12 protein-coding genes are annotated in these 12,647 nt (G+C 70.7%); 9 read left to right on the forward strand and 3 right to left on the reverse strand.

What is annotated here, in order from left to right:
• The first annotated feature begins 106 nt into the window (after positions 1-106).
• Positions 107-1,420, forward strand: a complete 1,314-nt coding sequence (locus ACFW5B_RS06040; protein ID WP_386433898.1) for a DUF6986 family protein — start codon at positions 107-109, stop codon at positions 1,418-1,420.
• A gap of 115 nt (positions 1,421-1,535) precedes the next feature.
• On the opposite strand, the gene ACFW5B_RS06045 is transcribed toward ACFW5B_RS06040, so the two are convergent.
• The gene (locus ACFW5B_RS06045) at positions 1,536-2,162 is read right to left on the reverse strand and encodes a TetR/AcrR family transcriptional regulator (protein ID WP_386433901.1); all 627 of its coding nucleotides are present in this window, start codon (positions 2,160-2,162) and stop codon (positions 1,536-1,538) included.
• Positions 2,163-2,229: 67 nt separating this feature from the next.
• Here ACFW5B_RS06045 and ACFW5B_RS06050 point away from each other — a divergent pair, with 67 nt between their 5' ends.
• Together ACFW5B_RS06050 and ACFW5B_RS06055 are read left to right on the forward strand one after the other, a co-directional pair.
• Positions 2,230-2,550 (forward strand): hypothetical protein, encoded by a 321-nt coding sequence (locus tag ACFW5B_RS06050; protein ID WP_386433904.1) that lies wholly within the window; start codon positions 2,230-2,232, stop codon positions 2,548-2,550.
• Positions 2,547-2,759: a hypothetical protein gene (locus ACFW5B_RS06055; protein ID WP_386433907.1), complete on the forward strand. Its 213-nt coding sequence runs from the start codon at positions 2,547-2,549 to the stop codon at positions 2,757-2,759. Before ACFW5B_RS06050 ends, ACFW5B_RS06055 begins: the two co-directional genes overlap by 4 nt.
• A gap of 50 nt (positions 2,760-2,809) precedes the next feature.
• Here the strand turns inward: ACFW5B_RS06055 and ACFW5B_RS06060 are convergent, their stop codons facing one another.
• Complete coding sequence (locus tag ACFW5B_RS06060; RefSeq protein WP_386433909.1) at positions 2,810-3,850, reverse strand: LacI family DNA-binding transcriptional regulator; 1,041 nt, start codon at positions 3,848-3,850, stop codon at positions 2,810-2,812.
• Positions 3,851-3,992: 142 nt separating this feature from the next.
• Between ACFW5B_RS06060 and ACFW5B_RS06065 the strand changes: the two genes are divergently transcribed.
• Together ACFW5B_RS06065 and ACFW5B_RS06070 are read left to right on the forward strand one after the other, a co-directional pair.
• On the forward strand, positions 3,993-4,946 hold the full coding sequence (locus ACFW5B_RS06065) for an ROK family protein (RefSeq protein WP_386433912.1): 954 nt from the start codon (positions 3,993-3,995) through the stop codon (positions 4,944-4,946).
• Positions 4,947-5,174: 228 nt separating this feature from the next.
• Positions 5,175-5,411 carry a hypothetical protein gene (locus ACFW5B_RS06070; protein WP_386433915.1) on the forward strand — a complete coding sequence of 79 codons (237 nt, stop codon included), beginning with the start codon at positions 5,175-5,177 and terminating at the stop codon, positions 5,409-5,411.
• A 107-nt stretch (positions 5,412-5,518) separates the two neighbouring features.
• Here ACFW5B_RS06070 and ACFW5B_RS06075 read toward each other — a convergent pair whose 3' ends face one another.
• Entirely contained in the window at positions 5,519-7,612 is a 2,094-nt protein-coding gene (locus tag ACFW5B_RS06075; RefSeq protein WP_386433918.1) for an NPCBM/NEW2 domain-containing protein, read from the reverse strand.
• Positions 7,613-7,880: 268 nt separating this feature from the next.
• On the opposite strand from ACFW5B_RS06075, the gene ACFW5B_RS06080 reads away from it, so the two are divergent.
• The 4 genes from ACFW5B_RS06080 to ACFW5B_RS06095 all read left to right on the forward strand — a co-directional run bounded on the left by ACFW5B_RS06080 (position 7,881) and on the right by ACFW5B_RS06095 (position 12,373).
• A complete protein-coding gene (locus ACFW5B_RS06080; RefSeq protein ID WP_386433921.1) occupies positions 7,881-9,137 on the forward strand; it encodes an ABC transporter substrate-binding protein in 1,257 nt (418 codons plus the stop codon).
• A gap of 38 nt (positions 9,138-9,175) precedes the next feature.
• On the forward strand, positions 9,176-10,084 hold the full coding sequence (locus ACFW5B_RS06085; RefSeq protein WP_386433924.1) for a carbohydrate ABC transporter permease: 909 nt from the start codon (positions 9,176-9,178) through the stop codon (positions 10,082-10,084).
• Complete coding sequence (locus ACFW5B_RS06090; RefSeq protein WP_386433926.1) at positions 10,081-10,998, forward strand: carbohydrate ABC transporter permease; 918 nt, start codon at positions 10,081-10,083, stop codon at positions 10,996-10,998. Before ACFW5B_RS06085 ends, ACFW5B_RS06090 begins: the two co-directional genes overlap by 4 nt.
• Before the next feature lie 340 nt (positions 10,999-11,338).
• On the forward strand, positions 11,339-12,373 hold the full coding sequence (locus ACFW5B_RS06095) for an NUDIX domain-containing protein (protein WP_386433929.1): 1,035 nt from the start codon (positions 11,339-11,341) through the stop codon (positions 12,371-12,373).
• Positions 12,374-12,647 lie beyond the last annotated feature (274 nt).

Below are 12,647 nucleotides of genomic sequence, written 5' to 3' on the forward strand. Positions count from 1 at the left end.
GTGTTGACCTCGCCGAACGACGCGGTTAGCTTCGCTATACGGATTGTTGATTCCGTTGAGCGGAATACGCTCGATCGTCGGATGTGAGCACCGGGAGGGGCAGCGAATGGGGCAGCAGGAGACCGTGGCGACGAGCCTCGCGGACACCGTACGGGAGGGCATCGGCGCCGCTCTCGCCCAGGTGGACGCGGATCTGGCGCGGCGCTACCCGGGCGACCCCGGCACCCGCCAGCCGGTCCACACGGTCTACGTCCCCGGCGACGTCTTCACCGCCGACACCGTGCGTTCCTGGGGTGACCAGGCGCTCGCCGCCCTCGACGCGCACGCCCCCGACGCCGGTGCGCTCGCCACCGTCCTCGGCATCCCCGACGCGCTCGCCGTCGATGTGCACGACCGGGTGCGCGCCAAGCTGGCCCGCGAGCCCATCGAGGACCTGCGCATCGACTTCGAGGACGGCTACGGCCCCCGCCCGGACGCCGAGGAGGACGCGGCCGCGGCCCGCGCCGCCGCCCTGGTCGCCGCCGCGCACGCTGGGGGCACCTCCCGGCCGGCGGCCGGGGGAAGTACCACGGCCCCGTACATGGGCATCCGGATGAAGTGCATGGAGGCCGCCGTCCGGGAACGCGGTATCCGCACCCTCGACATCTTCCTCACCGGCCTGATGGAGGCCGGCGGGCTGCCCGGCGGGCTGGTCCTCACGCTCCCCAAGGTCACCTACGCCGAGCAGGTCACGGCGATGGTGCGGCTGCTGGAGGCCTTCGAGACGGCGCACGGCCTGGAGCGCGGCCGGATCGGCTTCGAGATCCAGATCGAGACCACCCAGTCGATCCTGGGCGCCGACGGCCGGGCCACCGTCGCCCGCATGATCGAGGCGGCCGAGGGCCGTGCCACGTCCCTGCACTACGGCACCTTCGACTACAGCGCCTCCTGCGGCGTCAGCGCCGCCCACCAGTCCCTGGACCACCCGGTGGCCGACCACGCCAAGGCCGTGATGCAGGTCGCGGCGGCCGGCACCGGCGTACGGCTCTCCGACGGCTCGACCAATGTCCTCCCGGTCGGCCCGACCGAGCGGGTCCACGAGGCCTGGCGGCTCCACCACCGCCTCGTGAGCCGCTCACTGGCCCGCGCCTACTACCAGGGCTGGGACATGCACCCGGCCCATCTGCCCACCCGTTACGCCGCGGTCTACGCCTTCTACCGCGGCGGCCTGGAACAGGCCGCGGCCCGGCTCGCGGCGTACGTCGCCAAGGCCGGCGGCGATGTCATGGACGAGCCCGCCACCGCCAAGGCGCTCAGCGGCTATCTGCTGCGCGGCCTGGACTGCGGCGCCCTGGACACCGCCGAGGTCGCCCGGCTGTCCGGACTGACCCGCGCCGACCTGGACACCCTCGCGGGCGGGCCGGCGGCCCGGAACGCCTGAACGTGGCCGACCGGGTGAGCAACTCACCGTGGAGCGCGGTGAGTTGACCGCGATCATCCCTTGTATACGCTGGGCCCCCGTCGATCCGGCGGGGGCCTCGTGCGTCAGTCCGCCGTCAGTCCGCCGCCGGTCCGAGGTCGTCGATATGGGCGCGCAGGACCGTGGCGCAGGCCGGTGCGTCCAGTACCTCGGGCCGTAGTACGGCGGTGAAGGCGAGGCCGTCCAGTAGGGAGGTCAGCCGCTCGGTCTCGGTCTCGACGGACAGGCCGGGCCGCAGGCCGCCCGCGGAGTCGAGCCGGGTGAGGATGCGGCGTACCAGAGTGCGGGTGGCGACGGCGGTCTCGTGGGCGAGGTCTTCGAGCGTGGGATCGGTGCGGGCGGCCGTGGAGAAGTCGACGAGGACGGTGACCTCGGCGCGCCGGCCCTCGTCCAGGGGCAGCAGCTCGGAGAGGAGCTCCACCGCGAACCGGCGGATCCGGGGCCCGGAGAGGCCGTCCAGATCGCCCAGTTCGTCGATCCGGCGCTGGAGCCGGTCGCCGACCCGGTCCACCATCGACCGCATCGCGAAACGCATCAGCTCTCCCTGGCCGGCGAAGTAGTGCCGGACCGAACCGATGTTGAGCCGCGCCTCGTCGGCGACGGCGCGCAGGGAGGCGCGCTGGAGGCCGTCGCGTACGGCGACGCGGAGGAGGGCGTCCACGACCTCGCGGCGCCGGGCTTCCCGGTCCACCTGTTTGGGCATGAGCCCTTTCTATCACGGCTGTGATAAATTGTTTTTGTATCACACCCGTGATACAAAAACTGGGACGGTGGTCATGGAACAGGTCCTGAACCTTCTGCTTCTCCGATTCGGCCTGCTCGTCGGCGGTTCGGTGGTGCTGGCCCTGCTGGCCCTGCTGGTCTTCTCCGTGGCGCTGGCGCTCCGGCGGCGGGGGAGGCTCGACGAGATGCGGCGGTATGCGGCACCCGCCGCGCGTGCCGCGAGCCGCTGTCTGGAGGGCCGGGATGGTGCGGGGCGCCGGGGTGCGTCCCGCGGCGGAGGCTCGGTGGCCCGTGCGGCGTTCCGGGCCGCGGCCCGTCGCCTGGACGACGACGGGCGCGAGCAGCGGGAGCGGGGTGCGGGCCGGTGACCGGCGGTTCGCTGACGGGGCACGGGCTCGCGCTCGCCCGGGGCGGCGAGGGGGAGGCCGGCAGCTCCGGCCTCCTTCATCACCTGCTGGTCGATCACGCGATCAAGGCCGGCATCGTGCTCGTCGCGCTGCTGGTGCTCGCGGTGGGGATGGCGCTCATCTGGAAGAAGGCCGGGCGAGGTGGGCCTCCGCGGCGCGAGGACCCGTGATGCCGGCGCGCGCCGGAGCTGCCGCGTGCGGCGCCCCGGCGCTGGGTGGTTCAGCTCTCCGCGGGCGGTATCTCGCCCGACCCGCGCGGGATCAGCCGGGTGGGGATCTCTTCCCGGCGGGGTGCGTCATCGGCGCCGTCGAGGCGGCGGAAGAGCAGCTGTGCGGCCGTACGGCCCAGCCGGGCGGCGTCCTGGGCGACGACGGTGATGGCGGGGTTGACCAAGTCGGCGAGTTCGAAGTCGTCGAAGCCGACGAGGGCGACCGGGCGCGGGTGGTCGGCGAGTACCCGGACCGCGGTGACCGTGACGCGGTTGTTGCCCGCGAAGAGCGCGGTCACCGGCTCCGGGCCGGCCAGCATGGCGGTGGCGGCGGCGCGCACCCGTTCCGGTGCGGTCGGGCCGAGGGACACCCAGGACTCGTCAACGGGCAGGCCGGCGGCGGCCATTGCCGTACGGTAGCCGCGCAGTCGTTCATGGGCGGTGTGGATCCTGGGCTGGTCGCCGATGAAGCCGATCCGGCGGTGGCCGTGCGCGATGAGATGGGTCACCGCGTCCCGTGCGCCGCCGAAACTGTCGGAGAGGACGACATCGGCGTCGATGCGTCCGGCCGGGCGGTCGACGAAGACCGTGGCTATCCCGGCCGCGATCTCCGGCTCCAGGTATCGGTGGTCGTCCGCGGCCGGGATGATGACCAGGCCGTCCACCCGCCGGGCGCACAGGGCCAGTACCAACTCCTGTTCGCGGGCCGGGTCCTCGGCGCTGGAGCCGTTGATCAGCAGTGCGCCATGGCTGCGGGCGACTTCCTCGACGGCGCGGTTGAGCGGGCCGTAGAAGGGGTCGGCGAGATCCTCCAGCACCAGGCCGATGCTCGCGGTGCGTCCCTTGCGCAGGATCCGGGCGGAGTCGTTACGGCGGAACCCCAGGGCTGTGATGGCCTCCTGGACACGGCGTTCGGTGTCCGGGGTGACTCCCGGTTCGCCGTTGACCACACGGGAGACCGTCTTGAGGCCGACGCCGGCGCGTGCCGCGACATCCTTCATCGTGGGCCGGGTGCCATAGCGGCGGGACGTGCCCCGCGCGGTGTCGGTCACGGTGTGCGGTCCTGGTTCTGTCGGCATCGGCATGTGGCGTCGAGCATAGCCCCTAGACAACGTTGTCAATCACAGGGAGACTGGCGTTCTCACGCCGGGCCGGTACGCTCGGTCCCCGGGCCCACCAGGAGATTCCACACCGATGCAGACGGACCTCAGCGCAGCCTTGGACATCGGCGGCACCAAGATCGCCGGCGCCCTGGTGGACACCCGCGGCAGGATCGTCGTACGCGCCGCCCGGCCCACGCCCGCCGACGAGGACGGGGCGACGGTGATGCGCGCGGTGGCCGAGGTGATCGGCGAGCTGGCGGCGGGGCCGGACTGGGCGCGGGTGGCGGCCGTCGGCATCGGCAGCGCGGGCCCGGTGGACGCCGCCACCGGCACCGTCAGCCCGGTCAACATCCCCGGCTGGCGCGACTTCCCGCTCGTCGCCGGGGTGCGGGCGCTGGTCGGGGGGCGCCCCGTCGTCCTGGTCGGCGACGGCGTCGCGATGACCGCGGCCGAGCACTGGCAGGGCGCCGCGCGGGGCCACACCAACGCCCTGTGCATGGTGGTGTCCACGGGGGTCGGCGGCGGGCTCGTCCTCAACGGCCGGCTGCACCCGGGACCCACGGGCAACGCCGGGCACATCGGCCACATCAGCGTCGATATCGACGGTGACGCCTGCCCGTGCGGGGCCCGTGGCTGTGTCGAACGGATCGCCAGCGGTCCCAACATCGCCCGCCGGGCGCTGGCCAACGGCTGGCAGCCGGGCCCCGACGGTGACACCAGCGCGGCCGCCGTCGCCGTCGCCGCGCACGCCGGGGACCCGGTCGCCCTCCGCTCCTTCGAGCGAGCGGCGCGGGCGCTGGCCGCCGGGATCGCCGCCACCGCCACGCTCGTCGAGATCGATATCGCGGTCATCGGCGGCGGCGTCGCGGGCGCGGGCGAGGTCCTCTTCCGTCCTTTGCGTACGGCGCTGCGGGACTACGCGAAGCTGTCATTCGTGTCGGGCCTGACGGTCGTACCCGCCCAGATGGGCACGGACGCCGGGGTGGTGGGCGCCGCGGCCGCCGCACAACAGTCCCGTCTCGATGCCGTGGTCACCGCGTCCTGACCGCACCACGCGCGCCCGTGCGCCCCTTGGCGGTCGGCAGTTGGGGCAGGCAGAACGGTGAACCCGGGGGCCCAGGGCGGCGCTGACGGCGCCGACGGCGGAACGGACGGCGGCAGCGGGCCCGGACGGTGGCGCGTCCGGCGGGACCGGCGAGAGCTGTGGCGGTGGCGCACCGACGGACGGGCCGTCGTGCGAGGCGATCGGCGGCGGCCAGGCCAACTGCGGCGTATGGCGCGGCGCGGACTCGTACACGGCGTCCTTCCAGCGGGTCGGCACCCTCCAGATGGCCACCAACTACGCCTACTGCCAGGCGAAGCCGGGCCGCCGGGAGACGTACGAAAGCGGACCAACGTCTGGTGCGCCAAGACCGATGACGACAGCGGCAATTCCGGTGTCTACATCAGCGCCGTCTACCTCAAGGGCGGGGCGAACGACCAGCCGGTTCCCGGGCTGCGCACCTGCTGACCTGTGCGGCGCGGTGCGCGGCCCGGGTGCCGGGCGGACCGAGGGGCCCGCCCGGCACTCGTGTCGGCGCCCGCTGCTCAGCGGCGGGCGTCGCGGCAACTGCCGTTTCAGCAGCGGAACGTGGCGTCCGCCCAGTCGGCGTGGTCGTAGTCGATACCGTCCCCGCCGTCGGTCACGACCAGCCGGACGGTCTGCGCCCCGGCGACCCGGGCGCTGACGTCCTGCGCGGGATCGGTACCGGTCACCGGCGCGATCCGGGCGACCCGTTTGCCGTCGGCCCAGACCTCGAAGCCCACCGTGCCACGGTCCCCGGCCTCGTCGTCGATGCCGGCGCGGGCGCTGAACGCGGAGCACCGGCCGCCCGTGTAGAAGGTCACCTCGCTGGCGGCATGGACCCCCAGGCCCTTCGCGAAGCCGGTGCCGCCGATGCTGAGCGGTCTGCCGTCCCCGGCCCCGTCCTCCCCGACGCTGGTGTTCTTCTCCACCGGGCCCCAGCCGTTGGTGGCGCCGATCCAGGGGAGCGCGGCGGCGTCCGTGGTCCCGGACGGCGGGGGCACCACGACATGGGCGGTGCCGGGCAGGGTCGTGGTGACCCGTGCGCCGCGGGGCGACCGGTAGTCCGCGGTGAGCGGCAGCGCGTACGCGCCGGGCGCGGTGCCGGCCGGTGCGGTGATCCGCCAGCCGGTACGCAGCGTCCGGCCCCCGGGCAGCGCGCGGGCCGTCGCGGGCGAGGTGGCCCGGACCTGCCAGCCCCGCGGGGCCTTGAGTGTCACCGCGAGGTTCTTGGCGGGGGTGCCGCCCAGGTTGCGGACGGTGGAGCGGAGTACGGCGGCGGTGCCGGCCTCGACCAGCGCGGTGCGGTCGGTGCCGGTCTCGACGGCCGGCGGGTGGGTGGCCCAGCGCGGGTCGGCGGAGACGCGGTAGACGGTGGTGCCGTGGGCCGGGACGGTCGCGGAGACGGTGCCCGTGGTGTGGGTGTCGCGGTGCTGCCACAGATCGCGCAGCCGGTAGCCGTCGGCGCGCGGCAGACCGAGGTCCTTGGCGGTGGTGGAGATCCGCTGCGGTGAGCCGGTCTCGTTGAACAGCGCCACCGCTCGGTCACCGTTGGCCAGTTGCCGGACCACCGTCCAGCGGCCGTTCTCGGACTTCAGCACCGTCGCCTGCTTGCCCAGGGGGTCCTGGTCGACGGCGATGAGGTCCTTGTTGGCCAGGATCTCGAACGTCTCCGGGCCCGCCTTGCGCAGATCGGAGCCGATCAGCAGCGGGGCGGCCATCATCGACCAGAGGGAGAAGTGGCTGCGGTACTCGGTGTCCGTCATCCCGCCGTTGCCGACCTCCAGCATGTCCGGGTCGTTCCAGTGCCCGGGGCCGGCGTGCGCGGCGAGCGGGAGGTTCTGCTTCGCGATGGCGAGCATGCTGGACCACGAGTCGCTGATGTCGCCGGTCGTGCGCCACAGATGTCCTACGTCCGACGCCCACTCCCAGGGCTTGTTCTCGCCCCATTCGCAGATGCTGTAGACGATGGGCCGCCCGGTGGCCTTCAGCGCGTCCCGCATGGTGCGGTACCGCTGCTGGGCGTCCACACCCAGGTTGTTGCAGTTGTCGTACTTGAGGTAGTCAACTCCCCAGTCGGCGAACTGCTGGGCGTCGGACTTCTCATGGCCCAGACCGCCGGGGAATCCGGCCTCGTTGCAGGTTTTGATACCGGCGCTCGTGTAGATGCCGAATTTCAGGCCCTTGGCGTGGACGTAGTCGGCCACCGCCTTGATGCCGTGCGGGAAGCGCTTCGGGTCCGGTACGAGTTTGCCGTCGCCGTCGCGGGTGGGCAGTGCCCAGCAGTCGTCGAGATTGACGTAGCGGTAGCCGGCGTCCTTGAGGCCCTTGGTGACGAAGAGGTCGGCGATGCCCTTGACCATCTCCTCGTTGAACTCCGCCCGGCAGTGCGTGGAGTTCCAGTTGTTGAAGCCCATCGGGGGTGTCTTCGCGAGCCCGCCGGGAAGCCGGGGGGCCGGATCGGCGCCGGCGGTACGGGCGTCGGTGGCTGTGGCTGTGGCTGTGGCTGTGGCGGGGGCCGGGGCGTCGGGTGTCCGGGCCGCGGCGGGCAGGGCGGTCACGCCTGCGGTGCACAGCAGGGCGGCGGACAGCGCTCCGACGATTCTTCGCCGGCCTCGCCGGTGGATGGTGCGGATATGAACGCGCATGCTTCGCGTCCTCCGTCTTCGCGAGAGGTGTGGTGGGGTCGGTACCGGTCGCGTGCGAGTGTTTACGGTAGGGCTTGTTGGAGTCTGTTGGAAGAGGAGCGGTAACGGTTCCTGCTCGGCCTGCCAAAACCCTTGACGCGCCCTGCCGTTCGGAGTGAGATCCCACCACTCGCGTTCGTTTCTGTTTGGTTCCACCCCTGAGGAGGGGGACATGGCCCAGTCAGCGTTCGGCGGTTCGGGTGCACATGAGGGAGCGGCAGGAGGTCGGATGTCCCGCCGGGCCCTGCTGAGGGGCGCGGCGGTCGGTGCGGGGGCCGTGGCCCTCCCCTCCCTGCTGACCGCCTGCGGCGGCGGGCCCGGCGGCATCACGATGGGGTCCAACGCCTCGGACGCCGTACCGAAGAAGGCCTTCGCCGCGGCCTTCACGGCGTACGAGAACAAGTCAAAGAAGACGGTGAAGGTCAATACCGTCAACCATGAGAACTTCCAGGAGAACATCAACCGCTATCTCCAGGGCACGCCGGACGATGTCTTCATGTGGTTCGCCGGCAACCGTATGCAGTACTTCGCGCAGAAGGGACTGCTCTCCGACATCAGCGATCTGTGGCGGGACTTCGACGGATTCACCGAGGCGCTGAAGAAGCAGTCGACGGGCCTGGACGGCAAGCAGTACCTCGTGCCGTACTACTACTATCCGTGGGCCGTCTTCCACCGGAAGAGCGTATTCCGGGAAAAGGGATATGAGGCCCCCAAGACCTTCGACCAGTACCGGGCGCTCGCCAGGCAGATGCAGAAGGACGGCCTGGTGCCCTTCGCCTTCGGCGACAAGGACGGCTGGCCGGCGATGGGCACTTTCGACTACCTCAATATGCGCGCCAACGGCTACGACTTCCATATCGCGCTGCTGCGCGGCCAGAAATCCTGGAACAGCCCACAGGTCAAGCAGGTATTCGACCTGTGGCGCGGACTGCTGCCCTATCACCAGCCGGGCGCCAACGGCCGTACCTGGCAGGAGGCCGCACAGACCCTCGCGCAGAAGAAAGCCGGGATGACCGTGCTCGGACTGCCGCACCCCGGGCAGCAGTTCAGCGCCGCCGACCGGGAGGATCTGGACTTCTTCCCCTTTCCGGAGATCGACCCGGACCATGGACAGGACGCGGTCGAGGCGCCCATCGACGGATTTCTGATGTCGAAGAAGGCCAGGGACCGGGACGGGGCGAAGGATCTGCTGACCTTCCTCGCCACGCCCGAGGCGGAGAACATCTACCTGAAGTCCGACCCCAACAACATCGCGGTCAACAGTGGTGCGGACACCGCCGCCTACACCCCGCTGCAGAAAAAGGCTGTCCAGCTCGTCTCGGGCGCCCGGCAGATATCGCAGTTCCTGGACCGCGACACCCGGCCCGATTTCGCCTCGACCGTGATGATTCAGGCGATCCAGCAGTTCCTGAACAGACCGGATGACATCGACGGACTGGTGAACGACATCGAACGCCAGAAGAAGCAGATCTTTTCCGCCGAGTGAGCCGCCGTCGAACCGCGGTGAGAGACGGGGAGCGAACCGTGCCGAACCTCCGCGCACCGCGCGCCCGACGCCCCGGGCCGCGCCGGTACAGCCACCGCGACCGCCTTGTCCTGGGCGTGCTGCTGGGCCTGCCGATCCTGCTCGAACTCGCCCTGATCTGGGGCCCGACGCTCGCCTCGGTCGGACTGTCCTTCACCACCTGGGACGGCATCGGAGAGATCCACTGGGCCGGCCTGAAGAATTACGAAAGCCTCTTCACCACCTACCCGCAATTCTGGCCGGCGGTCCGCCACAACCTGCTCTGGCTGGCCTTCCTCGGACTGCTCGCCACCCCCTTCGGCCTGCTGCTCGCCGTCCTCATCGACCGCGGCGTCCGCTTCAGTCGCTTCTACCAGTCGACGCTCTACATGCCGGTGGTGCTCTCGCTCGCCGTCGTCGGCTTCATCGCCCAGCTGATCCTCTCCCGGGACCAGGGCGCACTCAACGCCGTCGTCGGCGGAAGGAATCCCACCGACTGGCTGGGAAATCCCGGACTCAATATCTGGATGGTGCTGCTGGCCGCCTGCTGGCGGCACACCGGCTATGTCATGATCCTCTATCTCGCCGGACTGAAATCCGTCGACCCCGGCCTGAAAGAGGCCGCCGCCCTCGACGGCGCCGGCGCCCGCCAGACGTTCTTCCGGGTCGTCCTCCCCACCCTGCGCCCGGTGAATGTCATCGTCGGCGTCATCACCGTCATCGAATCGCTGCGCGCCTTCGACATCGTCTACGCCGTCAACAAGGGCCGCAACGGCCTGGAACTGCTGTCCGTGCTCGTCACCGACAACATCATCGGTGAAGCGAGCCGGATCGGATTCGGCTCGGCGCTCGCCGTCGTCCTGCTGCTGGTCTCGCTGGGATTCATCGTGACCTATCTCGTCCAGGAAATCCGAGAGGAGCAGCGATGACCGCATCCGCCACCACCGCACCGCCAACCCTCCGGCCGGCACCCGCCCGCCGGCAACCGAGACGCCGCCGCGGCCGATTCGGTATCCACCTCTTTCTCGGCGCCGTCTCGCTCACCTTCCTCGCCCCGCTCCTGCTGGCCGTCTACGCCTCCCTGCGCCCCTACGAAGAAACCGCCGAATACGGCTACTTCTCTCTCCCGCGCCACCTTTCCTTCGACTACTACCGCCAGGCCTTCACCAACGCGGAAATGGGAAAGTACTTCCTCAACTCCGCCCTCATCGCCGTCCCCGGAGTGCTGCTCACCCTCTTCCTCGCCTCCTTCGTGGCCTTCGCCGTCTCCCGGCTGAGGATGCGCGGCGGCATCGTCCTGCTCATGCTCTTCACCGCCGGGAACCTGCTGCCCCAGCAAGTGATCGTCACCCCGCTCTATGTCCTCTTCAACAACATTCCGCTGCCGTACTGGATGTCCGACTCCTTGATGCTGTACGACTCCCGCTGGGCCGTCATCGCCGTACAGACCGCATTCCAGCTGGGCTTCTGCGTCTTCGTCCTCGCCAATTTCATGCGCACCCTGCCCCGGGAAATCCTGGAGGCCGCGATCGTCGACGGCGCCGGTGTCTGGACGCAGTACCGGCGGATCACGCTGCCCCTGTGCCGTCCCGCGCTGGCCGCCCTGGGCACCCTGCAATTCACCTGGATGTACAACGATTTCCTCTGGGGCCTGGTCTTCCTCTCCGACGGCGACAAACTCCCGGTCACCTCGGCCCTCAACAATCTGCGCGGCCAGTTCTTCACCGACTACAACCTGCTGGCCGCGGGCTCCGTCCTCGTCGCACTGCCCACGGTCCTGGTCTTCCTGCTCCTCCAGCGGCATTTCATCGCCGGTCTGACCCTCGGCGCGAGCAAGGGCTAGGCGGCACCGGCCGCCGAGGCCCTCAATGGGCCGCCGTCATATGCGGTCCCCCACGGTCCGGGGGGCGGTTCGGAAATCCGGTATCGGGTGGGGGTTTCGGTACAGGAGGGGCGGGGGAGCGCTTGTTAGCCGGGGGCTTCGCGGCGGCGGATACGTGACCGATCATCCGCCGCGCGCGGCATTTCTCGATCGGCGCGTCCACGGGTGAGCGAAGTCCCCTGGACGGGCCGATGGTCGAATGTGCAACGTTCCCGGTCGTGCGCGCGGCCCCTGGTTCCCGAGCGTTTCCGTGGCAGGGTGTTGCGGGCAACTCACCTGGGTCTAGGGAAGAGGGGAAACCGTGATCGTCTGGCTGAACGGCGCGTTCGGTGCGGGCAAGACCAGTACGGCTCATGAATTGCTCGACCTGCTTCCCGGAAGCACGCTCTACGACCCCGAACTCCTCGGCAGCGGACTGCGCTTGATGCTGCCGGCCAAGCGGTTCGAGGAGATCGACGACTATCAGGATCTCCCGGCCTGGCGGCGCATGGTCGTGGACACCGCGGCCGCCCTGCTCACCGAGGTACCCGGTCCGTTGGTGACACCGATGTCGCTGCTGCGCCAGGAGTACCGCGACGAGATCTTCGGTGCCCTCGCCGCCCGCCGGATACCCGTACGGCACGTGCTGCTGCACACCGAGGAAACGATCCTGCGGGCCCGGATAGCGCAGCGCGAGGAGATCCCCGGCGACACCGGCACCAACGCGTCCGTCCGCCAGTGGTGCCTGGAACACCTGGGCCCGTACGCCGACGCCCTCCCGTGGCTGCGCGACGACGCCCACGTCGTGGACACCACCCGGCTGACGCCCCGCCAGGCCGCCGAGCAGGTCGCCGAGGCCGTCCGCACCGGCGCCGGCGACTGCGACATCGTGCAGACCCCCGAGCCGACGGCTGAGACACTCGCCGCCGGTGTGCTGCTCTTCGACGACCAGGACCGGGTGCTGCTCGTCGACCCCACCTACAAGGCCGGCTGGGAATTCCCCGGCGGCGTCGTGGAACGTGGCGAGGCACCCGCCCAGGCCGGGGTCCGCGAGGTCGCCGAGGAACTGGGCATCGAACTCCCGGGCGCGCTGCGTCTGTTGGTACTCGACTGGGAGGCGCCCAAGCCTCCCGGCTTCGGGGGACTCCGTCTGCTGTACGACGGCGGCACGTTGCCGGCCGACCGCATCGGCAAGCTGATGCTTCCCGGAGCGGAGCTTCGTGACTGGCGCTTCGTCACCGAAGCCGAGGCGGAGGCGATGCTCCCGCCGGTTCGCTGGAACCGGCTTCGGTGGGCGCTGCGGGCGCGCGAACGGAACTGTCCGCTGCACCTGGAGGCCGGTGTCCCTCTCGGGTAGCCCCACGTTTTTGTCTTGCCCGCCGTGTGGGTTGCTCGCCGTTTGTGGCCCGTTTCGCGGTGCCCTCGCCGTTGCGCCTGCGGGTCCGCTGCGCTGTGCCTCGGCCCGCGTTTTCGGCTGGCCCGCCGTTGCGCCTGCGGCGGGCGGGGTCCGCTGCGCTGTGCCTCGGCCCACGTTTTCGGCTGTCCCGCCGTTGCGCCTGCGGCGGGCGGGGTCCGCTGCGCGGGGCTGTCGGGTGCGGTGACGGGCCTGCGCGGGTGGGGGTGTCCGGCTG

This window comes from Streptomyces sp. NPDC058773, from assembly GCF_042746015.1.
Taxonomy (GTDB): domain Bacteria; phylum Actinomycetota; class Actinomycetes; order Streptomycetales; family Streptomycetaceae; genus Streptomyces.